This is a genomic window from Pontiella sulfatireligans, from assembly GCF_900890705.1.
In the GTDB taxonomy this organism is placed as follows: Bacteria; Verrucomicrobiota; Kiritimatiellia; order Kiritimatiellales; family Pontiellaceae; genus Pontiella; species Pontiella sulfatireligans.
This window is the reverse complement of sequence record NZ_CAAHFH010000003.1, coordinates 556,794-579,144: the sequence shown is the minus strand read 5'-3', so window position 1 is coordinate 579,144 and position 22,351 is coordinate 556,794. Positions and strand designations below refer to the sequence as shown.

The window sequence follows — 22,351 nt, the reverse complement described above, 5'->3', positions numbered from 1 at the left end:
GCGTTATTTCCGGAAACTTTCGCAAAACTCGCCCATGAGTTCGATGGCGTCGTTGGTCTTGTCCAAGTCGCCGTCCATGGCGGCGTAGGCCTCGACGAGCTCGACCAGTTTCGGGTCGGCGGGTTTGGCGCCGAACTTGTGGGCGGCGTTCACGATGCCGGCGTCGAGGCCGCATTCCATGGCTTTCTGGACATAGGCGCGGGCGATGCCGATCCTGCGTCCGGGCAGGTCGCGGCAGCAGTTGCTCACGCCCATTGAAAAGTGCACGCCCTTCATTGCCGGATCGTTTTTGATGGCTTTGATCGTTTCGAATGCGCGGTAGGTGTAGCCCGCCACGCCCGGCTGCATTGGCATATCGATCGCCAGCGGGAAGACGGTAGAGTCGAAGAAGATTTCCTCCGCCTTGAAACCATGCTCCATCGCCTTGCCGAAAATTTCCTTGGCCAGCTCAACCAGATCATCGACGGACTGCATGGTTCCTGCGCTGGCGGCTTCCTCGCTCATGAGCAGGCCGATGAAGGAAAAGTCGTAATCCTTTTTCAGCGGCATCATGTTGTCGGCGGTGTAGGTCTTGATCGAGTTGACCAGCGGCGCTTTGACGGGGGCGTCCGTGTTGTACCATTCCTTTAGCCCGGCAATCAGCACGTCGTCGTTGGAGCTGTCGATGCAAGCCGGAACCATGCCTCCCCATTTGCGGACGAGCTTGACGTATTCCACCATGATTTTCACGGAGAGCTGCGGATCGGAATCGCCAAAGTCATCCACGTTGATGGCGATATAGTCGGCGCCTTCCGCCGCCTGGTTTTCGATCAGTGCGCGGACATAGTCGAGTTGCGGGCTGTCGTTTTCGTAGGCACCCTCGCCGAGGTTGTGGAGTTCGCGCATCACTGCACCATGCTTCGGGATGGAAGCATGGATGTCTTCGCCGATGGTGATGATTGCATTTTTCATGGTGTGATCCTTTCCGAAAAGATAGTTAAGTATTGAGGACGAGTGTTCAAGGGATGCGTTGCGCGGATTGTTGATGGTGGTCCGTAGCCGCGCCAGCCCGCCTTCCTCCGCTTTTGCTGCAAGATAGATTTGTTCTCCACGGCAGACCACCCCTTCTTCGTTGCCGCACGTTCCGTCCGGCTTTGCATCACCGCAGGGGGCGTTGGCCAGTCCCTTTGCGCATCCGCCCATGGTACAGAAGCCAAAGTTTTCCGAAAGGAAACAATCGCCGCATTCTTCGCACTCGAAGGCGGCGTGCTTTGCGATGCGTTCCATGGCGAAGAACGTTTTGGCAACGAGACCCTCCGGGTTTTTTTTCGCTCCGGCCAGCTCCATGGTTTTCTTTAATCCATGGAAGCCTTTGTGGCCGGGGTCGAGCAGGGTTTTGTGCATGAAGCTGAACCAGCGCTGGTGCAGGGTTTTTTTCCCGGCGCCAGCGGAGTGCGGCCGCCTTCCTGATCGTAGAGATAGAAGGTCGCTTCCGGAGGCCGGCAGAGGTTGTCCTGGAACTCGACCCAGCCTTCGCCGATTTCGGCGGCGCGCTGCAGGATGATGCAGAAGGTTTCGTAGTCGTGTATGCCGCCGAGGTCGATGCCGGCATAGTCCATCGCCCTGTACATGGCGATCTGCTGGGCGCAGCGTTCGATGTGCTGCTCTTTGGTTTCCGACTTGAGCGTGGCCAGCAATTCGTCGCTCACATAGCAGCCGGGCAGGTGGCCGCTGTTCATCAACCGCGGCGCAGCGTTGGTGGAGGTGAGGAAGTAGCAGTTGCCCAGCACGGGCAGGTTTAGCTTGGCTTCCTCCATGTAGAATTTGAGTTCGAGCGATTTTTTCCAGTCCCAGCCGACCTGTGTAATGAAGAAGCGCGCACCGCAGGCCGCCTTCTTTTCCATTTTGAAGTATTGCTGCAGCTGCGACGGCTCCGAATATTTGAACGGCGAGACCGCTGCGCCTGAGAAAAACTGAGGGATTTGGCTGAGATCGTCGTGACCGCCTTTCAGGAGTTCCTTGAGGTTCATCTTTGAGATCAGCTGCAGCAGGCCAACGGCTTCGAGTTCAAAAACGCCCTTTGCCGAAACGGGCTTGTCGCCGGTCAGGGCCAGTACGCTCTGGACGCCGCGCTGTTTGTAGCCGACGAGAACGGAGTGCAGCGCCGCCTTGTTGTGGTCCTTGCAGCTCATGTGCGGGATAAAGTCGAGGTCGTCTAGCAAGCCGGTGCCGGAGAGCTGGGCCAGCACATCGGTGGGGTCCAGATTGGAAATGCCTCCCGGATTCTGGGGCAGGGCAATGCTGGCAAAGTCGAACCCTTTTGGAATTTCGCTTCCGCCCGACGCCTTGTGCGCTTCAAGGAACCGGACAATGGGATCCATGCTGTATCCCTGCCCCGAGGTCAGTTCAGCAATTACGGTAAAGTCCGGGCTGTTTAGCAGGCTGTCTTTAAGTCGTCGCATGGGTGGGACCCTTTTTGATGTTCAAAGGCTCTCATGCTCGGGGCTGGTTTCAATAGGAGTTTTTGCATCTGTAATGTTGCAATCTTGCTGTCTAGTGTCGTAAGAGTGTGGTTTAGCTCCTTAGTTATTCTATATTTTGGGAATGTGTTATGTCGATCTTGTCGAAAAGACTGTTTGGCTCGGTGGCCAAGGATTATCGCGTCGCCTATGGTTTGGAGGTTTCTTTAGCCAATGCCGAGGGGCATGTGGTCATGCCGGAAGCTCTGGGGCCGATCATGAACCTTCCATCGCTTTGCCACTTGCGCTGGCATAATTTAAGTGAGTCGGTGCGATGGGGCGAGCCGCAGGTGTTCTTTGCCGCTCCCGGCATCATGAGCTGGATTGTTCCAATGGTGGAGCATACCGAGCTTAAGGGCGGGCTGTGCGGGGGGTATATTCTGCTGGAGGATGATGCGGCCTCCATTAACGTAGCGGTGAACTATTTGGTCGGCGAAGGGGGCAAGCGCAAGGAGGCCCTGCAGTTTGTCCAAGGATTGGAAACCTTCGAGCAGGAGCGCGTTCGCGAGGCGGCGGACAACCTATATGACCTGTTTTACCAATACAGCGGGTGGAATCCGCTGAGCCTCAAACGCAACCGCGACCAAATGCAGCAGCAGCGCCAGATTGCCGAGGAGATCCACCAGCGCAAGGTGGAGCAGAACCGCGCCTATCCCTACGACGATGAGCGCATCCTGCTTTCCCTCATCCGCGTCGGCGACCGTGCCGGCGCGCGCAAAATGTTCAACAAGATGCTGGCCGCCATGTTCCTCTATTCGCCCAAGCCGGTGGTGGTGCGCGCCCGCGCCATCGAAATGATGGGCTACCTCGTCCGCACCGCCGTGGAGGACAGCCCGTTGGCGGAGCCGCTGCTGGAGCGCCACATGCAGTGGATTGAACGGATTGTCGAGACCAATGACTTTGACGACCTCTGCAACGTCTTGAGCGAGGCGCTGGACGACTTCATGAACAGTATCTTTCTGCAAGGGGTCAGTCCCGTCAGTCCGGCAGTCAGCAAAGCGCTCGACTATATTGCGGCCAACTACACCGAGCCGATTGCGCTCGAGGAAATTGCCGCCGCCGCCGGGCTCAGTACGTTCCGCATCGCGCATCTGCTGAAGGCGGCCACGGGAAAAACCGCTCTGCAAAACATTCATTACCTGCGTATTCAAGAAGCGCGTCGCCTGCTTGAAACCAGCGATATGTCGTGCACCGACATTGCCTACGAAACCGGCTTCGGCGACCAGTCCTACTTCATCAAGCAGTTCCGGAAATGGATGGGCATTACGCCGGCGAAATACCGCAAGTCCTGCCGCACCTGATGGTTGCCCGGTGTGGCACTGCTCCTATTTCTTGAGCGGTTTCAGCCATCCGAGAGAAACGAAAAACTGGTCCGTCTCGGCGAGGGTTTCCTTGTATTTTGCCTTGTTGAAAAAGCCGTGGGACTGGTCTTTATAGAGATGAAGGTCGCAGCGTCCGCCATTGGCTTCCATAACCGCTTTATATTCTTCGGCCGTTTCCACGGGGATCAAATCATCCTTGGTGCCAAGGAAGACGATGGTGGGCGGCGCGCCTTTCTTGAGGTTGTGCATGGGCGAAAAATCCTGCCAGTAGGATTCGACGCGGTCATAACCATAGCCCTTTTCCCCATTGTCAAAGACGGGATTGAACAGCGCCAGGGCCTGTGGGCGGCAACTGACGGAAACATCCTCTCCAGGCTCGTCAAACTTTTCAAGCGTGGCGGTGGCGGCGGCCAGATGGCCTCCGGCCGAACCGCCACTCGCGGCAATGCGGTTGGGGTCGATGCCCAGCTGCCCGGCGTGGGCGCGCACCCAGCGCATCGCCGACTTGGCATCCATCACGCAGGCGCGCGGATCAGTGCCGTGCCCTTTCTTGGTGCGGTATTCGGCGGCAATCGCCACCATGCCGCGTTGCGCCAGATGCTTGGACTGTGCATAAAACTGCGACGGGGAACCGCTGTTCCATCCGCCTCCAAAGAAAAACACGATGGCCGGCGCCTTCTTTTTGGGGGTCTGGTTTTTTGGATTGAAAATGTGCAGGCGCAGTTCGCCCTGCGGCGTTTCCTTGTAGGGGATGAGCTGGTCGGGTTTCGGCTTGTCGGCAGCCCATGCGGAGGCGACGGCTAGAAAGCAAATGAGTATGGCAGTTTTTTTCATTTCTTATTAATTCCTATCCAAATAATGGAAATCTGCCCGTCTGGGGCTAATCAATCAACGTTATGCGAATGCAATTTCGGACATGAACCGCTAGACTCCTTGTTTTAACAGGGGTGGTCTCCATGCTTATGACGAATATTCAAGACGTTCTGGTTTCGGCGGGAATTGAAACGAAAACCGCCGGCACCTTGGCCGTTGCAGCGCTGATGCTTCTAATTGCAGCGGGCGCTTATTTGGTTTACTGGGTGCTGCGCAACTATTTATTGAAGCTCATTCACAGTGTCGTCACCAAGACCTCCAACACTTGGGACGATGAGCTGATGGATGCGGGGGTGTTCCAACGCTTCCTTCGCCTCATTCCCCTAACGTTTATAGCGGTCTGCATTGACCGGGCGATGCCTGGCCAGTTTGCCCTGCTGAAACGTATCCTGTTTGCCGTGATCATTTTTGCCGGCGTTCGCGCGGTTGAAGCCTTCATCAGCGCTGCGTCGGACATTTACCACGACGAGAAGAGCAAGAAACGCAAGCCGATCCGGCCCTTGTTTCAAACGTTGACCATTGTCCTTTATCTCCTTTCCGGAATTTTCATTGTTTCGGTGCTGCTCAATAAATCGCCTTGGAACTTGTTCGGCCTTATGGGCGGCCTCACCGCCGTCACCATGCTCGTTTTCAAGGATACCATCCTCGGGTTCGTGGCGGGAATACAGCTCAGCGCCAACGACATGGTGCGCGAGGGCGACTGGATTGAAATGCCCAAATACGGCGCCGACGGCGATGTAATCGAAGTGGCCGTCAATACCGTCAAGGTCCGCAATTGGGACAAGACCATCACCACCATTCCAACGTATGCGCTCATTTCCGACTCGTTCAAAAACTGGCGGGGCATGAGCGAGTCCGGCGGGCGCCGCATTAAGCGCAACATTTGCATCGATATGAACACCGTCCGCTTTGCCGATGAAGAAATGCTCGAAAAGTTCCGAGGCATGGAGCTGCTGAAGGAATATGTTGAAAAGAGGCAGGAAGAGATCAATGCCGCCAACTCGGAGCAGGGGATCGATCTTTCCGCGACGGTGGTCAACGGGCGGCGCCAGACCAACCTCGGCATTTTCCGCGCCTACTTGGTTGAGTACCTGCGCGGCAACCCCAAGATCCATAAAGGCATGACCTTCCTCGTGCGCCATCTGCAGCCCACGCCCCAAGGCTTGCCCATCGAAATCTATGTGTTCAGCTCCGACAAGATCTGGGCAAACTATGAATCCATCCAGGCCGACATCTTCGACCACATCCTCGCGTCCCTCCCCGAATTCGGCCTCCGCGTCTATCAGCAGCCCTCCGGCAACGATGTGCTGTCGTTGAAAAGCATATAGCTCGATCTTTAGGTCCCCACCAGCTGCGCTGGATTTTTCATGAACGGGACTGGAGGGCGAGGCTCTGTCCGAGCCAGCACACGGAATGGCTCCGACGAGCCGAAGCGAAGCGTGGGCAGCCAACTTGAAAAATTGGAGCGGCGTTATGGAGCGGCAACCGTCGCCCTCCACCATAAGTCATGAAGTCCCAAACAAGTTAAGACAATGCACGTAATGGCGTCCGAAGGGGTCAAAGGCCGAGTGCCCGTCAAACTGGGGTTACTTCATAATGTTGTTATTCAAGGACTGGCACCATTTTCGGGGTGGCTGAACTATTTCCGGGTAGGTCTCAGCAAGAAATTGATTCAGGAACTCAACCGCTGGATCATCCGGCGGTTGCGGGTCTTCCTCTGGAAACAGTGGAAACTGCCACGCACGAAAGTGAGGAACCTGAAGGGACTGGGGATCAGCCACAACGATGCCCTGAAACTTGGAAATACCCGGAAAGGGCCATGGGCTGTCAGCGACTATATGCTGATGAACTTTGCCCTGCCGGCTCAATGGTTCGTCAAAAACCACGGATTAATCCGCCTTCGATAGACTCCCGTCTTTCACAGCCGAACCGCCGTATACAGATCTGTATGTCCGTGCGGTGTGGGAGGGCTCCTCAGTGATGGGGAGTCCTATCCCGATCGCTATTGCTATTCACTTTGAGGAGTATTGCAGTTCCAGCATACTGCCAACTCACCATTGACTTCACTATTGCAATTTTTACATATCCAGCTTTCACAGCTATCGACATTTTCCTTCTGCCAGTCATTTAAAACAGTCAGTGCTTTTTCGAAATCTTGGTCGTTAACCCAAACTTCTGGCCAAGCAAATGACAATGATATCATTGGCACTGGAAGCCCATACCCTGCACTGGCAGAACCACGCTCATTTTTAATCATTACCGTTATGCCCTGGAGTTCCAAAAAGGTTTTAAGCATATCACAAGGAACTACACTTGGGTCTGTATATAGTTTTTTCATATATTTGAGCGAACGTCTGCGATGAGGAGCAAAATTGGGCGCTGATTGCTCTGCCTCATCAATTAAATTTTGCCGCCCTATTTTTTAGCCTCAATTGCCTGGTTCGAAAATTTCATTGGCATCCAGAAAATTGTGTAATATTTGCTGCCTCCAATTTCTTGGGTCGAACCAAAAGATTTCATTAAAAATGATTTATTTATCGATCCGGATAAGTTGTTCATATCTGCATCTATATCGATTTCAAAAAGTAACCCGGAAAGCATGTTTATATGCCCAGACATAGCCTTATCAGTGACTGGTTTTCCTTTCTGGTCAAAATTCTGTGTTGATCCTCCTTCTAGGAGTAAGCCCCCAAACAAAGAAACATAATTTACATAACGATAACCATCTGACCTTTTCTGAAGATGTTCTCTTACATGGGCAATGGGAAGAATTGTTCCATGGGCTTCTGCAACAGACAGTGTGGGTTTATCCTTAAAATATTCTATATGCTCAGTTGCGAGACCCTTCTTGCCGATGGATTCTTTTGTTTCACATAATTTGGGATTCAAACAACCGGTCATACATAGAGAAATTGGGATTAGTAGGATTGAAATTTTCATATTCTCCTTTTGTCTTCGAACAGTGTCATCAGTGGAAAATTTTCCATATATGACCCTTATGGGATGGACTCATGTGAACCATTCCTTTCGGTCATTATTTTCGTTCCGAAAATTATCGCGCTCCGCTAGGCCACATATGACCGTATTAAAGGGGCAAACATGGAAAACGGACTTTTTTCTTCTCTCTGTCATGTTATACTTAATCAGTATTAGAGACGGAGCCATAATCATGGAGGGAAGCATGGAAAACAAGAAGAAATTCAAGCCGGATCCAGATCTTAAGCTCATGGATCAGGTTCGCGAGGTTTTGCGCTACCACCATTATGCCTACCGCACGGAGCAGACATATTGGAGAGCCGCTTGCCCCCCGCCGTTGCCGCGATTTGCCATTGGCTCATAGAGCCAACTCTACAACACTCACCGGTGTAGTGTCGGCTCTATGTGCCGATTGCGTCTCGGGCATCTCAACCTTCGTGGCTTTGCGCCTTGAACCACTCGCGTTGCTCGTTATTTCCTTTGGAAATTATCTTTTCGGGCGTGAGTTGAAGTTTTGGGAGGCCCGCACGAAAAAAGCCCCGCACGGGGCGGGGCTTTCTGGACTGGCCGGCTGAAGCCGGAACTACGAACCTTTCACGAATCGTTTACGAACTTTTCTTAATCTTCGTAGCCGTTGGGGTGGGCGCGGTGCCAGTTCCAGGCGCTTTCGACGATCTCGGAGAGGTCGGCGTGCTGCGGATCCCAGCCGAGGACGGTCTTCGCTTTGGTGGCGTCGGCGACGAGCGCGGTGCAGTCGCCGGCGCGGCGCGGCTGCATCTCGGCGGGAATGGCGTGGCCGGTCACTTTGCGGCAAACGTCGATGACTTCTTTCACCGTGTAGCCGTCGCCGTTGCCGAGGTTGAACGCACCGGCGATGCCGGGCTTGAGCGCGAGGATGTGCGCTTGGGCGAGGTCTTTAATATGGATGTAGTCGCGGACGCAGGTGCCGTCGCGGGTTTCGTAGTCTTCGCCGAAGATAAAGATTTTTTCGCGCGTGCCCTGGGCCACTTGCAGCACGAGCGGGATGAGGTGGCTTTCGGGATTGTGCGCTTCGCCGTACTGCTCGGTGGCGCCGCAGGCGTTGAAGTAGCGCAGGAAGACGCATTCGATGCCGTGGATTTTTTCGCCCCACTGGAAGATTTTTTCGCAGAGCAGCTTGGATTCGCCATAGACGGATTCCGGCTTCTGCGGAAGGGTTTCGTCCATCGGAATGCGGTCGGGCGTTCCGTAGGTGGCGCAGGTGGAGGAAAAGATCAGCTTTTTGCAGCCGGAGGCCACCATGGCGGTCATTAGGTTAAGCGAACCGCTGACGTTGTTTTCGAAGAAGGGCATCGGATCAACCATGGATTCGCCGACTTCGATATAGGCGGCAAAGTGAATGACCGCTTCGGGGCGTTCGGCGAGCAGGGCGCTTTTGATGTCTTCTTTGTAGCGCAGGTCGCCCTGCATGAATTTGGCGCGCGGGTCGACGGCGGGCTGGTGGCCGCGCTCAAGGTTGTCGAACACCACCACGTCGTGTCCTGCATCGCAAAGCATCTGGGTGGTAACACTTCCAATATATCCGGCGCCGCCGGCAACGAGTATTTTCATAGCTGAATCTCCGTAATAGGTAACGAGTAATTCGTAACGGGATTACGAATTACGCATTACGGCTTATTTATTTTATAATAGTTGCACCGGCGGAAGGAATGATGGTTTCCGCAGTGGGGTGAAGCCCTTTGGCTTTGCAGGTTTCAATAATCTTACCGCAGATGGCATCGGCGTCTTTCGCGTGTACGAGCGCAACCACGCTGCCGCCCCAGCCCCCGCCGGACAGGCGGGCGCCGAGTGCGCCGGCGTCGCGGGCGGCTTCGACGACCATGTCGAGCTCATCGCACGAGTTTTCGAATGCGGTGCGTGAGGTCTCATGCGAGTCGAACAGGAACTGGCCGAATGCGGCCAGCTTGCCCTCGGCGAGCAGCTTGACGCCTTTTTCGACGCGGGTGATTTCGCCAACGACGTGGGTGGCGCGTTTGGCGGCTTCGGGGTCGATCTTGTCCTTGTTGGCTTCGAACTCTTCCCAGCTGACGTCGCGGAGGGCCTTGACGTCGTGGTCGATCAGGGTGTCGAGCTCGGCGGCGGCCAGTTCGCAGCTGATGCGGCGGGCGTTGTAGGGGGAGTCGGCCAGCGTGTGCTTGATGTGCGGGTTGATCATTAGGAATACGACGTCGTCGGGCAGCTTGACCGGGTAGGTTTCGAGCGTGCGGAAGTCGGAGTGAATGAGGCCGTGGTGTACGCCGTAGATGCTGGAGAACTGGTCGAGCAGGCCGCAGTTGCATCCGGCAAAGTTGTTTTCGGACTTCTGGGCGAGAATGCCGATGTCTTTTTTGTCGAGATCCTTGCCGGCATATTTCAGCACGGCAAAGGCGGTGGCGACTTCCAGCGCGGCGGAGCTGGAAAGGCCGGCGCCCATCGGGATGGAGCCGAGGAAGGTGCAGTCGACGCCGTCAACTTCAACGCCGTGTTCGCGGAGGTAGAAAAAGACGCCCTTGACATAGTTGGCCCACTGGAACTTCTTTTCAAGGCGCTCGTCGGTGGAGGGGTCGAATTCGGTGGTGGAAGGGATGTCGCCGGCGGTCAGGCGGACGCCCGGCTTGCCGGAAGCCGAGATGCAGAAGCAGTGGCCCATGTTGATGGCGGTGGAGAAGGTGGTGCCTTCGTTGTAGTCGGTGTGGTTGCCGAGGACTTCAATGCGTCCGGGGGCGTAGGAAACGGTGGTGGGCGCGGTGCCGTAGGTTTCGGTATGAATGGCGATGGCCTGCTCAACTATTTTTTCATCATACATGGTCATTCCTCTCTGCTGAATATGAATGGATTTATGAGTGTTGAAATGTACGCGGTCAGCGCAACAGAATCCATAGGATAAACCGGCAAAGGCATGGACAAATCGGGCGTCTTGTGCTCTTTTATCAACATGTTGGAATGTATGCACCATACCATAAGCCAAAAGGTCTCTGAAATATTCGACCTCTACACGGAGCTTCACGGCATCCGCATCTCGCTCTTCAGCCCCGACGGGAAACTGATCTATCCCGATGCCGTGGGCCGTCCAAATTGCCCGCATTGCATCATGTTGCGCGAAACGCTGGGCATGGATTCGAAGTGCCGAGACCTTGATCGCAAGATGATGGACAAGGCGCTGGAACGTCAGGAAATGGTTACCTACACCTGTCACGCCGGTATGATGGAGGCTGTTGCCCCGCTGTATGTGGGCGGCGAGTTGGTGGGCTTTGTGATGCCCGGCCAGTTCCGCAGCGGGGCCGCTCCGGATATTTCGCCTTATTCCAGCGACTGGAAAGCCTCGCAGGGCACCGATGCACTGCAGGAAGAATATAAGCGCACGCCGGTCTTTCCGGAAGAGAAGATTGAAACCCTGCTGTCCATGTTCCGGCTGTTGATGGAATTCATTATCAGCAAACAGCTCATTCATCATAAGGACTACGACCTGCTGCAACCCGTCATCCAGCGGATTCACGACCATCCCGAGTTGGAGCTTCCTCTCGAAGAAGCCTCGCGAATGGTCGGGCGGAGCCCGTCGACGGTAACGCGCCTGTTCAAGAAAGTGACCGGCCGGAGCTTTAAGCAATATTTGGTCGGTCACCGGATGGAGCAGGCGGTGGCCCAGCTCAAGGCCCGGCCCAACAGCCCTGTGGCCGAAATTGCACTCGCGGTCGGCTACGACGATCCGCTCTACTTTTCCCGCATCTTCCGCAAGTTTCACGGCATCTCGCCGAGCGAATGCCGAAAGTCCTTAGAGTCCAAAGCGACTGGCGCAGCCGGGAGATAGGGCCGCATAATGGAGGGGCAGAATTATTTTTCCTGCTTCGGAACCTGAAATTATTCTGCCACAAAATTATTTTGCCTATTTCTTCTGCAGCCAAGTCGCGTTAGATTCCCCGCTATGGAAAAAGAACGCATATCAAAAATCATGGCAACGCGGGGCATGTGCTCCCGGCGCGAGGCCGACCGCTACATTGAACGAGGGCTGGTGCTGGTGGACGGCGAAGTCATCTCCGAGCTTGGAAGCAAGATTTTCCCCGACCAGAAAATTGAACTGGCCGAAGAGGGGCTGAAACGCCGCGATGCCCAGGCGACGTTTTTGATCAACAAAACCATCGGCTATGTTTCGGCCCAGCCGGAAGACGGCCATCGGCCGGCTTCCGATCTGCTGACCCGCGAAAACCACTGGAAGGACGACCGCACGCGCCGCACTTTTCATCACGGCATGCTTCGGGGGCTGGCGCCGGCCGGCCGGCTCGACATCGACTCGAACGGCTTGCTCGTGCTCACGCAGGACGGCCGCGTTGCCCGTCGCATCATTGGAGAGGATACGGACGTCGATAAGGAATACCTCGTGCGCGTTCAGGGCGAGCTTTCGGACGAAGATCTCAAACTGCTCAACCATGGGCTGGAGCTCGACGGGAAACCGCTCAAACCCGCGAAGGTGACCTGGCAAAACCAGGATCAGCTGCGTTTTATTCTGCGCGAAGGGAAAAAACGCCAGATTCGCCGCATGTGCGAGCTCGTGGGTTTAAAGGTCGTCGGCCTCAAGCGCATCCGCATCGGCAAGGTTGTTCTTGGCAACCTCCCCGACGGCCAATGGCGCTACCTCGGCGACGGCGAAAAATTCTAAACACAAAGACTCAAAGGGCACGAAGCTTTGTGTTCTTGGTGCCTTGGTGTTTAATATCCATGTATGGCTATTCAGATACTAGATGTGAACGAAGGGCATGCGGATTATCTCTGCGATGAGTCGCGCAGGGTGGGGCATGCCGAGACGATTTGCTTTCCCCGTTCCACAACCGAGGTGGCCCAGGCATTGGAGGCCGCCTCTACGAATGGCTGGCCCGTCACCATCCAAGGCGGGCGTACCGGCATCACCGGCGGCTGTGTGCCCGATGGGGGCCTGATTCTCAACCTGTCGCGCATGAACGCCATCGGCGAAATCAACGGCGACACCATGGCCGTCCAGCCCGGCGCGCTGCTCGCCGATATCCGAAAAGCTGTAGGCGGTGGCGGCGACCCCGCTCTGTTTTTTCCATCCGACCTCACCGAAACCACGGCTTCCATCGGTGGGATGGTGGCGAACAACGCGTCTGGTGCGCGCTCGTTCCGCTACGGCGCCGTCCGGAACTGGATTCAGGCGTTGGAGGTTGTGCTGGCGAATGGCGAAACCATCCACGTTGAGCGCGGCGTCCACAAAGCCGACGGGCTCGGTTTCAAGCTGGGCGGCATTGAGGGCATGTTGCCGGATCTGTCACACCTGCGCAGGTGTGACGGTATTAAGAACGCGGCCGGTTATTTTGTAAAACCGGACATGGATCTGGTCGATCTCTTTATCGGAGCGGAGGGCACGCTGGGCGTCGTCACCGAAATAACGATCAGGCTGCTGCCCGAACCGGGGCAGATGAATGGGCTGACGGCCTTCTTTGCTGCTGAGGAAGAGGCCTTGGAGTTTGTGCGGTTCCTGCGAGGCGCCGGGCCGGGGGCCCGGCCTTCAGCCATCGAGTTTTTCGACTGCCAATCGTTGGCACTGTTGCGCCGGATGAAGGCTGAAAACGCGGCGTTTTCCGATCTGCCGAAGCTGGAGTCCGGATGCCGCACGGCCATCTATTTCGAGTTTGATTGCGAGGTGCCAGATGCCGTTGTTGAAAAGGCGGACGAGGCTGTCGATTGCTGGTTCGCGGAGGGCGCGCACGAAATTGAAGCGCTCAAAAAGTTCCGGCATGCCATTCCCGAGTCGGTCAACATGCTGATCGGGGAGCGCAAGAAAACGATTCCCGAGCTGACCAAGCTCGGCACCGATATGTCGGTGCCGGACGACCGGTTGGAGGATGTGATGCGCATGTATCATGATGGGCTCGCCGAAGCCGGGCTCGAATACGTTATTTTCGGGCACATTGGCAACAACCACGTCCACGTCAACATTCTGCCCCGCAGCATGGCGGAATACGAAGCCGGCAGAGCGCTCTACTTCGATTGGGCAAAGCAGGTCGTTGAGTGGGGGGGCTCCGTCTCCGCCGAGCACGGCATTGGAAAGCTGAAGACCTCTTTTCTGGAGCTTATGTACGGTGAGGAGGGGATTGAGAAAATGCGTGTGCTGAAAACCCTTTTTGATCGTGATGGCCGATTGAATCCGGGAAATCTTTTTATCTGATTTCCGCCGCCCATTCGGTGCCGGAAATGAACAATTTCTTAAAGCCAGGCTTCTTCATTTTTTCGCTGTCGTGACCTAGCAGCAGTGTGAAGCATCGGCCTTTGCCGAATTGGCTGACCAATGCGGTCGGTTCCCAGTTTCCGGTTGTTTCGGAAAAGGATTCGGCGATCACTTCAGCGTCGGGATGCACCAGCGGCCGGAACCACAACTCGTCCGTTGTTTCAAAGTTTTCCAATCCCTGGACTGCCGGATGAGCGGGCGTTGAAATCCGAACTTCAAACTTGTGCGGTTTCCCGTGTCCGGTTTCACCCTTTTTCCATGAGGCACAGCAGATGGCGTGGTAATCATCCCACTTGTCGAAGGAAGACGAGCCGGCATGCACCGCCACATGTCCGCCTCCCTTTCTTACAAAAACGATGTAGGCTTTTTTCAGCTGTTCCGGCCACGGAGCAGGTTTGCTTTTCCCGTAGGCGTTCCAGTTGCTCAAAAGCACGTCATAGTTCGTCAGGAACTCAGCGGTAAGCTGCTCGGGATCTTCAACCACGTCGACATCGAACCGGCCGGAACCTTCCAGAATCGCTTCCAGCACCGGAGTGGTTTCCTTCCACTTGTGGTTGTTTGCTCCGGTAAGGATGACCACTTTACTACTGGTCCAGTTTTCCCAATGCTTGGAAGCCGCTTCTGCAGTCATCGCAACGGGGGCAACCACCAGGCGATAGTGCAGCTTCAGCACTTCACCAGCCTGGATGGTATGCGGGCCGTCGTGAATCACCGCCGGGCTGTAGTAGGGCATGCCCTGTGCGAGATACCATTTGGATGGATAGTTCAGGTTGTCCGGATGATCCATGAACAGCAGACTTCCTCCATTCGGAGATTTAAACTGCATCCATGCAGCTGGTTTCCTATCCGCTCCTTCTTCGCTTTCACTATTCAGAAAAGCACCACCGATCATGTCCTTGTTCATGCGGACGGACCAGCCGGCATAACCGCCGTGTGCTTTGCCTTTTGGTTCGCCGAGGATCGGCGTGCGATCAAGCACAAGATCCTTTTCCAATGCCTGGAACTCGGATGACCAGTCGATCGTGTATGCCCCCGTCTCATCCGGCGGGGAGATGAACAGCGACCGGTGTTCTTTCATCACGACGGCCTTGCTTTCTGTTGGCGCATATTCAAGGTCCAGCTTCAGACGGACTCCCTGTTCGCTTCCCGCCTCGCGTTCAATATTCGTTATACGGGTTTCGCCCTTGGACTTTCCGGTCTCCCGGCTTTCCTCCCAATAGTTCACGCCATTGATGTATTTCCAGGAAAACCACACTCCGCGATGCCAAGGGTGGTCTTTCGGGCGCAGATCAGTGAACGAAGTTCCGTCCGTCGAGGCAAGCGGATGGAAATACGGCTTCCCCTCCGCTGGGTCATGGTTAAACGTCCACAGAACTTTTCCATCCAGTTCTGCTGACACTGAACTTGGCGATTCCTTAATTTCCACTCCGGCTAAAACCGAAGAGGAAACCAAGGCCAGTGAGAGTAGCAGCTTTTTCATTAGGCCATCAGTTTGTCGAAGGGGGCTCGCATATCGCGGTGCATCATCTTAACCGCAGCATCGCTGCCGATAATGGTTTCCTTCACCGGATCCCATCCCAGCGCTTCGCCGGTGCGAACACCGATGTCGCCCATGTGGCAGATGATGTCGGACATGATGGCTGATTCAAGCGGTGCGACCGGTTGCTTGCGCGATAGGACGGAGTCGGCAAAGTTTGCCATATGCCCGCCTGTGCTGGGAGTGAGATGAACTGGGCCGGGATCTATGGCCTTGCGGCGCAGTTCCTCGGACGAGCAAACCATCCCGGCGCGTGAAACGGCGACCCAGTCTTTTTCACCAACAAACATGGTGCAGTTTTTGAATTTGTTCACTTTATCCAATCCGGGAGCATGTTGCTTCTTAAATGCGGTCTGGTTGTCGGTAAACCACAGCTTGATGCCATTTGCATATACGGCTTCCATGTCCCAGTTGGTCAATGTATTGAACAGTCCCTTTGCTGGAATCTTTCCTGTCGTTTTGTATTCAACCGGAATGCCCAAGCCAACTTCGTCCGCCCACCACTGGAGCTGATCAACCGGGTGAGCGCCCCAGCCGGCAATGAAACCAATCGCGTAGTCATAGGTGTGATACACGCCAGAACCTTTCAAACACCGGTCGGTGGAAAATGGTGCATCCGGAGCCGGGCCCAGCCATAGATTCATGTCAAACCCTTCCGGCACCGGTTCGGTGGCCGTTGAACCTCCGCTCGCGCCTTTCGGGGCCCACACGAATATTTCTTTTACATCACCGATATGACCATTCAGCACTAGGTCGATGCCCATGCGCAAGTGCTGCTGGGAGCGCTGCTGTGTGCCGTACTGGAAAACACGGTTGTATTTTTCAACAATCTGCCTCGTTGCCAGATCCTGCTCGATGCACAGCCCCAACGGTTTTTCGCAGTAGACATCCTTTCCTTCCTTTGCCGCTGCGATGGAGATCGGCACATGCCAATAGTCGCCGGTCACCACATGGACAGCATCGAGATCATCGCGGGCAATCATCTCTCGGAAGTCGTTGTAGTGATCTTTAGCACCCCATTCCTGTGCCCGCTTAATCCGCCGTTCAGTATTCGGATCGCATGTGGCAATGATTTCCGATTTTGCATAGCGTGAATATTCCCCGCACGACTGGGAACGCCCGCCGCAACCGATAATGCCCAGAGTGACGCGGTTGCTTGGAGCAACCGTTCCGTTTGCACCTAGGGCTGATGCGGGAATAATGGAAGGGAAGCCGGCGGCTGCACCCAAGAGCGCAGAGGTCTTGAGAAAGTTTTGACGATTCATTTTCTTTTCTCCGTTTAAGCAATCCATTCTTTCAGACGGGCGATGGAGGTTTTCACATTATCTTCCCCGGCAATCTCCAGCGTTGTCGCGCCGTCGAAGCCCACTGCTTTAAGTTCATTAACAATAGCGGGTATGTCAATCACGCCGTCGCCCAATGGGATGATGGCCATGCCGCAGCCAAACTTTTTTCCGCGTTTTTCAATCCATTCCTCAGGCATGTCCTTCCAATGCACATGCTGAATGCGGGAGCCGAAGCGTTTGATATAGTCGATCGGCTCCGCGTCGCCGAGCCAGCTGTTGCCGGTGTCGAGGCAGATGCCGACGGTCTCTTCGTGGCCGAGTTTGGCGAGCAGCGTTTCCATCGCATCCACGCTATCTGTAACCTGGCCGTGCGTTTCGATCAGCAGCTTAACGCCCAGTTCCTCTGCCCAGCGGATCGGCGCATAAAGGCGCTCGGTGATGGCGAAGATCTGTTCCTCGGCGGTCAGGTTTTGGCCGAAATCGGTTTTGGGATCGCCTTCCGTGGTGATGACGTGGTCAATGCCGCAGTCGGCGGCGAGCCGGATGGCCTTGATGATCTGGTTGGTGGAATAGATGTCGGGGGAGGGCGGATCCAGCAGGTTGGCGTGGGCACAAAATGCGGTCAGTTCAACTCCGGCATCGGCGGCCATCTGTTTGATTTTAGACGGATGACTGTCGAGACTGACGGTTTCGGCAAAGCCATATTCGGCCCCCAGACTTCCGCCGTCGTGGTTGTCCGTCACGTCGGCATAATCGACGCCCATTTCTTTGATCAACTTCAGCTGTTCGGTGACGGGCAGGAACGGCTGTACCAGTGCAAAGCATCCAATTTTCATGTATGACTCCTTTTCCAATTGAGTGGACGAAGGTAGCAGGCAATGCGATTCCCGTCGTTCCGATCCGGCCAGTGAAGGATTTTGAACATTTTACTTTTCCAATGGGTGGAAATCCTTACTGTTCATTTTATGGCTCAACAGCATGTCCCAATTTATAAAGAGCAGGGCAAGACCTATCACGCCGACTCGTGCGATCCATTGATTGAGGCGGTTGAAAAAGGCGAGCTGGAGCTGTCGGCAATCGGGCGGGCGACCTATCCGGGTGAACGGGTTCCGGGTCACGTTTTGCCGGGGCTTCAGTCCGTAGGCTACTGGAACGCCAGGCAAGAACAGTCGTGGGGCCTTCCATGGCACCGGAACGAAGGCATTGAACTCTCTTTCCTTGAAACCGGCTCAATGGCCTTTTCGGTGGATGGGCAGGACATCTTCCTCAAGCCGGGGGACCTGGCGATTACCCGCCCGTGGCAGCCGCACAAGCTGGGGCTTCCCAATATTGGAATTGGGCGCCTGCACTGGATCATTATCGATGTCGGGGTCCGCCAGCCCCACCAAGAATGGCAATGGCCGGACTGGCTGGTCATCATGCCCGAGGACCTCGCCGAATTGACTGCCTATCTGCGCGAAAACGAGCAGCCCGTCTGGAATGCGACCGGGGAGATCCATGATTGTTTCCGGCAGATCGGTAAAACGATCAAGGAACAGCAGAGTCCATCCCGCCTTGCGGTCTGCGCCAATGAACTGTTGCTGCACCTGCTTGATCTGTTCCGTGAACAAAAGGTGCCGCGTACAAAATCCCTCACCGATGCTCAGCGCAGTGTGGAACTGTTTTTATCCTCTCTGGAAGCCAGTTATGCGGACGAATGGACACTCGACTCCATGGCCCAAAGCTGCGGACTTGGTGTGACCCGTTTTGTGCATTACTGTAAGAGGATTACCAATCAGACACCGCAGCGGTATCTTAATGCGGTTCGTCTGAATGCGGCCGTGACGAGGTTGAAATCAGAACCGAAAAAGAGCGTCACCGATATCGCGTTCGATTGCGGTTTTTCTACCAGTCAGTATTTCGCAACAGCATTCCGCAAAAATTTCGGAGTCTCTCCGCGTCAGTTTCGTGCCCGGGCTGATTCGGGCGTAAAATGAGTTGCGAATACGGCATCGGGGAAATAAAAACCCAATTCCTGCTGCTCATGTTTGGGGATATGACCCATAAAGGGTTTACCTGCGCCTTGACAGGTATAATAAATATACCATTATGCATCCATGACCTTTGAGTTTGATCCATTAAAGAGCGCAGCCAATAAGCAGAAGCACGGCATCGACTTCGTGGAAGCCCAGCAGTTGTGGGGCGATGGCGACCTCGTTGAGTTGCCTTCGAGGGATCCAAAGGAAGAGCGTTATTTGATGATCGGCATGATGGAAGATAGGCATTGGACGGCGATAGTCACCTATCGGAGTGAAAATATACGGATTATCTCGGTTCGCAGGGCGAGGGTAAAGGAGGTTGAGATCTATGACAGGTGAAGAGCTAGATAAAAAATTTGATGATGGCGAAGATGTGCTTGAGTATTTTGATTTGTCGTCTGCCCGCCGTCCCAACCTGGAGGCGAAGCGGGTAAACGTCGATTTCCCGGCATGGATGGTTAGTGCGCTTGATCAGGAAGCGAAGCGCCTTGGGGTTACGCGCCAGTCGATCATAAAGATGTGGATCGACGAGCGGCTTCACCAGAAGGCGTCATAGTGCTATGAAATATTTTTTGTTCGATATTGGGAACGTGCTGGTCGATTTTAACGCGCAGGATTTCTTGGATGCAATTGCGGCCGAGGCCGGCCGGGAGGTTGAGCCGCTGACGGCGCGCGATTTGGAAAGGATCGATGCGGTTGAAACGGGCCGGCTTAGCGACGCCGGTTTTGTGGACTACCTCAACGAGGCCAAAGGGCTGTCATGGACGGTGGACGATTTAGTCGCGATGTGGTCGAAGATGTTTTCGCTGCACGAAACCGGTCAGGGCCTTTTTCTGGACGCACTGAAGGCGGATGTTCAGATTTACACGCTCAGCAACATTGCCCAGCATCATGTGGATGCCATCGAAAATAATTGGAGCGGGTTTTTTGATAAAATGACCGGGCTGTTCATGTCGTACAAGATGGGCGTTCGCAAACCGGATATGGCCATTTATACGAAGGTGCTGGATCATCTGGGCGCTTTGGGGGAGGAGTGCTTCTTCTTGGACGACAAGCCAGAGAATGTGGAGGTCGCCCGCGAAGCGGGGATTGAGGCCTATCAGTTTGTTCCCGAAAACCACGAGGCCATTCGCAATGCGGCGAATGAGTTCTTTGGACTTTGATAAGCGATGCATCAGGTGATTCAGGAGAGTGGAACCATGATAAGAAAAGGATTATGCATATGTTTCATGGCCATGTTTGGTTTGTTTAGCATGGCCTCCGCCGGCGAGGGGAAAGCGGTCAGGGTGTTGATCGTCGATGGATTCAGCAACCACGATTGGAAGCATACGACGCGATGCCTGCAGGCGTTGCTGGAGCAAACCCCCGGGTTTGATGTTTCGATTTCCACGTTCCCTGCGGATGACGCAGCTTCATGGAACCCCGATTTTGCAGCTTATGAAGTGGTAATCCAAACCTGCAACGATATTGGCGGCGGCCCCCAGTGGCCCCGGTCGGTGGAGCTCGCGCTGGAGCGCTATGTGGATCAGGGCGGTGGGCTTTATGTATTTCATTCCGCCAACAATGCGTTCCCGCATTGGAATGCCTACAACCGGATGATCGGTTTGGGCTGGCGTAAAGCGGATTTTGGCTGGGCGGTCACCATTGATGACGAGGGTCAGGTCGTTCGCGTCCCTGCCGGCGAAGGGGAAAAGACGAGTCACGGGAAACGGGTGGATGCCCATTTGACGCGCTTGGGAGATCATCCGATCCACGCGGGCCTGCCTCGGGAATGGACGGCGGCTGATATTGAAATTTACCGCTATGCGCGCGGTCCCGCAGCAAACCTGACGGTGCTCTCTTATGCCAGGGATGCGAAGACCGGGCTCAATTTTCCGATTGAATGGACGGTGGACTATGGAAAGGGCCGCGTCTACAACTCCACCTTCGGGCATGTGTGGAAAGATCAGCAGGAGCCGAAGGGAATCTGCTGCGCCGGATTCCAAACCCTGCTGCCCCGCACGGTGCAGTGGTTGGCGGGACGGCCAATCGATGCGGCGGTGCCCGCCGATTTCCCGACAGCGGCTTCCGCCAACTTGCGCGCCTATCCGGCGTCAAAATAAGTTGTAGTTTCTTGCATTCCAATTTCTTGTCATTTTGCGTTCCTTGATGGATGACCCTTTACCTGTTCAGCACCAACAGTTAAATCCCCTTCAGATACCGCTTTTCCAAAATAATTATGAGCAAAATAATTTAAAACAGACATCCCTCACAGTAATCATTTTGCTCCAAATCATTTTGCATCAATAAATCTGTTGCGCAGCCGCTTTAGGCCATGTGGCGGAACACTTTCCCGAAGTATTAACTGGAGTCGGGCGCGCCTTAAGTGCAGGTTCCCCCGTTTCCTAAGTAAAACCAGCAAGGATGGATGGATATGAATACGTTTAAAGAACTTGGCATTGCCGAGGGTTATATTAAAGGGCTTGCGGAACTGGGCATCCAGATCCCGACCGATATCCAAGCCAAGACCATTCCCATGCTGCTGGGAAAAACCACCGACTTTGTGGGGCAGGCCCAGACCGGCACCGGCAAAACCGCGGCGTTCGGCCTTCCGCTGCTGGCCAGCGTCGATCCCACGTACCCTAAGATTCAAGGCGTTGTCCTTGCTCCCACCCGCGAGCTGGCGAAGCAGGTGCAGAAGCAACTCTTCAAGTTTACCAAGTACACCGAGCAAATATTTTCCGAAGTCGTCTGCGGCGGCGACAAGATTGACCGGCAGATCGAAGCCCTGAAGCGGCCCACTCAGATTCTGGTGGCGACCCCCGGCCGTCTGATGGACCTGATCCGGCGTAAAGCGGTCGACCTTTCGCACGTTAAAACCCTCGTGCTCGACGAGGCCGACGAAATGCTTAAGCTCGGCTTCCGTGACGATATTGACTCGATCATGACCATGACCCGCGGTTCGCGCCACATCTGGCTGTTTTCGGCCACGATGCCCCTCGGCATTAAAAAGATGATCCACAAGCATTTGGCGGCCGATGCGCCGGTTTTGAAGATCGACAAGAAAAATATCGTGAACCCCAATATCCGGAATGAATACATCCGTTGCAAGGAAGGGGAAAAGCTGGAGCGGATTGTTGGATTCCTGAAGGCCCGAGGCGAGCAACGCGGCCTCATTTTTTGCCGCACCCGCGCGGATACCATTGCTTTCGGGGAAGCGCTGGAGCCGTATGGCTTTTCCAACGTCGTTCTGCACGGCGATCTGATGCAGACCGAGCGCGACAAGGTTATGCGCATGTTCAAGAAGGGGCGCGCGCGCATTCTCATCACCACCGACGTGGCGGCGCGCGGCATCGATGTGGAGGGGCTCTCGTTCGTCATCCATCATCAGTTGCCGGAAAAGAACGAATACTATACGCACCGCAGCGGACGCACGGCCCGTGCCGGCAAGACCGGCATCTCTCTTGCGCTCATTACCCACCACGAAGAAAAGCAGCTGGTCCGCCTCGAGCGCGAGCTCGGCATCACCTTCCGCGAAATCGCCTAGACGAGCGCGTTAAACACAAAGACACGAAGGGCTCGAAGAATATGCGACGGGTTGGCATG

Annotated in this window: 23 protein-coding genes; 13 read left to right on the top strand and 10 right to left on the bottom strand. The window is 55.1% G+C overall.

Translation table 11 applies throughout. The features are described from left to right. Nucleotides 1-3 precede the first annotated feature (3 nt). The gene (locus SCARR_RS26845) at nucleotides 4-1,383 is read right to left on the bottom strand and encodes a methylenetetrahydrofolate reductase C-terminal domain-containing protein (RefSeq protein WP_136065622.1); all 1,380 of its coding nucleotides are present in this window, start codon (nucleotides 1,381-1,383) and stop codon (nucleotides 4-6) included. Then, nucleotides 1,335-2,441: a methylenetetrahydrofolate reductase gene (locus SCARR_RS26840; RefSeq protein ID WP_136065620.1), complete on the bottom strand. Its 1,107-nt coding sequence runs from the start codon at nucleotides 2,439-2,441 to the stop codon at nucleotides 1,335-1,337. The genes SCARR_RS26845 and SCARR_RS26840 overlap by 49 nt, the downstream gene beginning before the upstream one ends. A 149-nt stretch (nucleotides 2,442-2,590) precedes the next feature. On the opposite strand from SCARR_RS26840, the gene SCARR_RS26835 reads away from it, so the two are divergent. After that, the gene (locus tag SCARR_RS26835; RefSeq protein WP_136065618.1) at nucleotides 2,591-3,799 is read left to right on the top strand and encodes a helix-turn-helix domain-containing protein; all 1,209 of its coding nucleotides are present in this window, start codon (nucleotides 2,591-2,593) and stop codon (nucleotides 3,797-3,799) included. Nucleotides 3,800-3,823: 24 nt separating this feature from the next. Here SCARR_RS26835 and SCARR_RS26830 read toward each other — a convergent pair whose 3' ends face one another. Further along, nucleotides 3,824-4,654 carry an alpha/beta hydrolase gene (locus SCARR_RS26830; RefSeq protein WP_136065616.1) on the bottom strand — a complete coding sequence of 277 codons (831 nt, stop codon included), beginning with the start codon at nucleotides 4,652-4,654 and terminating at the stop codon, nucleotides 3,824-3,826. 122 nt (nucleotides 4,655-4,776) lie between these two features. On the opposite strand from SCARR_RS26830, the gene SCARR_RS26825 reads away from it, so the two are divergent. Together SCARR_RS26825 and SCARR_RS26820 are read left to right on the top strand one after the other, a co-directional pair. Next, nucleotides 4,777-6,021: a mechanosensitive ion channel family protein gene (locus SCARR_RS26825; protein WP_136065614.1), complete on the top strand. Its 1,245-nt coding sequence runs from the start codon at nucleotides 4,777-4,779 to the stop codon at nucleotides 6,019-6,021. A gap of 204 nt (nucleotides 6,022-6,225) precedes the next feature. Further along, a complete protein-coding gene (locus SCARR_RS26820; RefSeq protein WP_136065613.1) occupies nucleotides 6,226-6,600 on the top strand; it encodes a group II intron maturase-specific domain-containing protein in 375 nt (124 codons plus the stop codon). A 101-nt stretch (nucleotides 6,601-6,701) separates the two neighbouring features. Here SCARR_RS26820 and SCARR_RS26815 read toward each other — a convergent pair whose 3' ends face one another. Beyond that, entirely contained in the window at nucleotides 6,702-7,031 is a 330-nt protein-coding gene (locus tag SCARR_RS26815) for a putative signal transducing protein (protein WP_136065611.1), read from the bottom strand. 77 nt (nucleotides 7,032-7,108) lie between these two features. Further along, nucleotides 7,109-7,633, bottom strand: coding sequence for a hypothetical protein (locus SCARR_RS26810; RefSeq protein ID WP_136065609.1), 525 nt, complete (start codon nucleotides 7,631-7,633; stop codon nucleotides 7,109-7,111). A 241-nt stretch (nucleotides 7,634-7,874) separates the two neighbouring features. Here SCARR_RS26810 and SCARR_RS26805 point away from each other — a divergent pair, with 241 nt between their 5' ends. Next, nucleotides 7,875-8,033, top strand: a complete 159-nt coding sequence (locus tag SCARR_RS26805; RefSeq protein ID WP_222846486.1) for a hypothetical protein — start codon at nucleotides 7,875-7,877, stop codon at nucleotides 8,031-8,033. 254 nt (nucleotides 8,034-8,287) lie between these two features. Here SCARR_RS26805 and galE read toward each other — a convergent pair whose 3' ends face one another. Both galE and galK read right to left on the bottom strand, forming a co-directional pair. Then, complete coding sequence (galE, locus tag SCARR_RS26800; RefSeq protein ID WP_136065607.1) at nucleotides 8,288-9,259, bottom strand: UDP-glucose 4-epimerase GalE; 972 nt, start codon at nucleotides 9,257-9,259, stop codon at nucleotides 8,288-8,290. Nucleotides 9,260-9,326: 67 nt separating this feature from the next. After that, nucleotides 9,327-10,493 (bottom strand): galactokinase, encoded by a 1,167-nt coding sequence (gene galK, locus SCARR_RS26795; protein WP_168433650.1) that lies wholly within the window; start codon nucleotides 10,491-10,493, stop codon nucleotides 9,327-9,329. Between the two features lie 141 nt (nucleotides 10,494-10,634). Between galK and SCARR_RS26790 the strand changes: the two genes are divergently transcribed. From SCARR_RS26790 to SCARR_RS26780, 3 genes are all read left to right on the top strand, one after another. Then, nucleotides 10,635-11,495, top strand: a complete 861-nt coding sequence (locus SCARR_RS26790) for a PocR ligand-binding domain-containing protein (RefSeq protein WP_168433649.1) — start codon at nucleotides 10,635-10,637, stop codon at nucleotides 11,493-11,495. Nucleotides 11,496-11,609: 114 nt separating this feature from the next. Continuing rightward, nucleotides 11,610-12,341, top strand: a complete 732-nt coding sequence (locus SCARR_RS26785; protein WP_136065601.1) for a pseudouridine synthase — start codon at nucleotides 11,610-11,612, stop codon at nucleotides 12,339-12,341. Between the two features lie 63 nt (nucleotides 12,342-12,404). Beyond that, nucleotides 12,405-13,865: an FAD-binding oxidoreductase gene (locus SCARR_RS26780; RefSeq protein ID WP_136065599.1), complete on the top strand. Its 1,461-nt coding sequence runs from the start codon at nucleotides 12,405-12,407 to the stop codon at nucleotides 13,863-13,865. Here the strand turns inward: SCARR_RS26780 and SCARR_RS26775 are convergent. The 3 genes from SCARR_RS26775 to SCARR_RS26765 are packed head-to-tail and all read right to left on the bottom strand — an operon-like array spanning nucleotide 13,858 to nucleotide 17,584. Next, nucleotides 13,858-15,405: a DUF6807 family protein gene (locus tag SCARR_RS26775; protein WP_136065597.1), complete on the bottom strand. Its 1,548-nt coding sequence runs from the start codon at nucleotides 15,403-15,405 to the stop codon at nucleotides 13,858-13,860. The two genes, SCARR_RS26780 and SCARR_RS26775, sit on opposite strands and share 8 nt — an antisense overlap. Next, entirely contained in the window at nucleotides 15,405-16,727 is a 1,323-nt protein-coding gene (locus tag SCARR_RS26770) for a Gfo/Idh/MocA family oxidoreductase (protein ID WP_222846485.1), read from the bottom strand. Before SCARR_RS26770 ends, SCARR_RS26775 begins: the two co-directional genes overlap by 1 nt. 14 nt (nucleotides 16,728-16,741) lie before the next feature. Further along, nucleotides 16,742-17,584 (bottom strand): sugar phosphate isomerase/epimerase family protein, encoded by an 843-nt coding sequence (locus SCARR_RS26765; protein ID WP_136065593.1) that lies wholly within the window; start codon nucleotides 17,582-17,584, stop codon nucleotides 16,742-16,744. An 81-nt stretch (nucleotides 17,585-17,665) separates the two neighbouring features. On the opposite strand from SCARR_RS26765, the gene SCARR_RS26760 reads away from it, so the two are divergent. From SCARR_RS26760 to SCARR_RS26735, 6 genes are all read left to right on the top strand, one after another. After that, nucleotides 17,666-18,724 carry an AraC family transcriptional regulator gene (locus tag SCARR_RS26760; RefSeq protein ID WP_222846484.1) on the top strand — a complete coding sequence of 353 codons (1,059 nt, stop codon included), beginning with the start codon at nucleotides 17,666-17,668 and terminating at the stop codon, nucleotides 18,722-18,724. A 120-nt stretch (nucleotides 18,725-18,844) separates the two neighbouring features. Then, on the top strand, nucleotides 18,845-19,105 hold the full coding sequence (locus tag SCARR_RS26755) for a BrnT family toxin (RefSeq protein ID WP_136065591.1): 261 nt from the start codon (nucleotides 18,845-18,847) through the stop codon (nucleotides 19,103-19,105). After that, nucleotides 19,095-19,322 (top strand): type II toxin-antitoxin system BrnA family antitoxin, encoded by a 228-nt coding sequence (brnA, locus tag SCARR_RS26750; RefSeq protein ID WP_136065589.1) that lies wholly within the window; start codon nucleotides 19,095-19,097, stop codon nucleotides 19,320-19,322. The genes SCARR_RS26755 and brnA overlap by 11 nt, the downstream gene beginning before the upstream one ends. Before the next feature lie 4 nt (nucleotides 19,323-19,326). Next, nucleotides 19,327-19,929, top strand: coding sequence for an HAD-IA family hydrolase (locus tag SCARR_RS26745; protein ID WP_136065587.1), 603 nt, complete (start codon nucleotides 19,327-19,329; stop codon nucleotides 19,927-19,929). Nucleotides 19,930-19,965: 36 nt separating this feature from the next. After that, nucleotides 19,966-20,868: a ThuA domain-containing protein gene (locus SCARR_RS26740; protein ID WP_168433648.1), complete on the top strand. Its 903-nt coding sequence runs from the start codon at nucleotides 19,966-19,968 to the stop codon at nucleotides 20,866-20,868. 311 nt (nucleotides 20,869-21,179) lie between these two features. Further along, nucleotides 21,180-22,292 carry a DEAD/DEAH box helicase gene (locus tag SCARR_RS26735; RefSeq protein ID WP_136065583.1) on the top strand — a complete coding sequence of 371 codons (1,113 nt, stop codon included), beginning with the start codon at nucleotides 21,180-21,182 and terminating at the stop codon, nucleotides 22,290-22,292. Nucleotides 22,293-22,351: the final 59 nt, after the last annotated feature.

Excerpts from the sequence above, each read along its gene's own strand:
- SCARR_RS26845 (WP_136065622.1), bottom strand. The coding sequence starts at position 1,383 with ATGCACAAAACCCTGCTCGACCCCGGCCACAAAGGCTTCCATGGATTA.
- SCARR_RS26840 (WP_136065620.1), bottom strand. The coding sequence starts at position 2,441 with ATGCGACGACTTAAAGACAGCCTGCTAAACAGCCCGGACTTTACCGTA.
- SCARR_RS26835 (WP_136065618.1), top strand. The coding sequence starts at position 2,591 with ATGTCGATCTTGTCGAAAAGACTGTTTGGCTCGGTGGCCAAGGATTAT.
- SCARR_RS26830 (WP_136065616.1), bottom strand. The coding sequence starts at position 4,654 with ATGAAAAAAACTGCCATACTCATTTGCTTTCTAGCCGTCGCCTCCGCA.
- SCARR_RS26825 (WP_136065614.1), top strand. The coding sequence starts at position 4,777 with ATGCTTATGACGAATATTCAAGACGTTCTGGTTTCGGCGGGAATTGAA.
- SCARR_RS26820 (WP_136065613.1), top strand. The coding sequence starts at position 6,226 with ATGCACGTAATGGCGTCCGAAGGGGTCAAAGGCCGAGTGCCCGTCAAA.
- SCARR_RS26815 (WP_136065611.1), bottom strand. The coding sequence starts at position 7,031 with ATGAAAAAACTATATACAGACCCAAGTGTAGTTCCTTGTGATATGCTT.
- SCARR_RS26810 (WP_136065609.1), bottom strand. The coding sequence starts at position 7,633 with ATGAAAATTTCAATCCTACTAATCCCAATTTCTCTATGTATGACCGGT.
- SCARR_RS26805 (WP_222846486.1), top strand. The coding sequence starts at position 7,875 with ATGGAAAACAAGAAGAAATTCAAGCCGGATCCAGATCTTAAGCTCATG.
- galE (WP_136065607.1), bottom strand. The coding sequence starts at position 9,259 with ATGAAAATACTCGTTGCCGGCGGCGCCGGATATATTGGAAGTGTTACC.
- galK (WP_168433650.1), bottom strand. The coding sequence starts at position 10,493 with ATGTATGATGAAAAAATAGTTGAGCAGGCCATCGCCATTCATACCGAA.
- SCARR_RS26790 (WP_168433649.1), top strand. The coding sequence starts at position 10,635 with ATGCACCATACCATAAGCCAAAAGGTCTCTGAAATATTCGACCTCTAC.
- SCARR_RS26785 (WP_136065601.1), top strand. The coding sequence starts at position 11,610 with ATGGAAAAAGAACGCATATCAAAAATCATGGCAACGCGGGGCATGTGC.
- SCARR_RS26780 (WP_136065599.1), top strand. The coding sequence starts at position 12,405 with ATGGCTATTCAGATACTAGATGTGAACGAAGGGCATGCGGATTATCTC.
- SCARR_RS26775 (WP_136065597.1), bottom strand. The coding sequence starts at position 15,405 with ATGAAAAAGCTGCTACTCTCACTGGCCTTGGTTTCCTCTTCGGTTTTA.
- SCARR_RS26770 (WP_222846485.1), bottom strand. The coding sequence starts at position 16,727 with ATGAATCGTCAAAACTTTCTCAAGACCTCTGCGCTCTTGGGTGCAGCC.
- SCARR_RS26765 (WP_136065593.1), bottom strand. The coding sequence starts at position 17,584 with ATGAAAATTGGATGCTTTGCACTGGTACAGCCGTTCCTGCCCGTCACC.
- SCARR_RS26755 (WP_136065591.1), top strand. The coding sequence starts at position 18,845 with ATGACCTTTGAGTTTGATCCATTAAAGAGCGCAGCCAATAAGCAGAAG.
- brnA (WP_136065589.1), top strand. The coding sequence starts at position 19,095 with ATGACAGGTGAAGAGCTAGATAAAAAATTTGATGATGGCGAAGATGTG.
- SCARR_RS26745 (WP_136065587.1), top strand. The coding sequence starts at position 19,327 with ATGAAATATTTTTTGTTCGATATTGGGAACGTGCTGGTCGATTTTAAC.
- SCARR_RS26740 (WP_168433648.1), top strand. The coding sequence starts at position 19,966 with ATGATAAGAAAAGGATTATGCATATGTTTCATGGCCATGTTTGGTTTG.
- SCARR_RS26735 (WP_136065583.1), top strand. The coding sequence starts at position 21,180 with ATGAATACGTTTAAAGAACTTGGCATTGCCGAGGGTTATATTAAAGGG.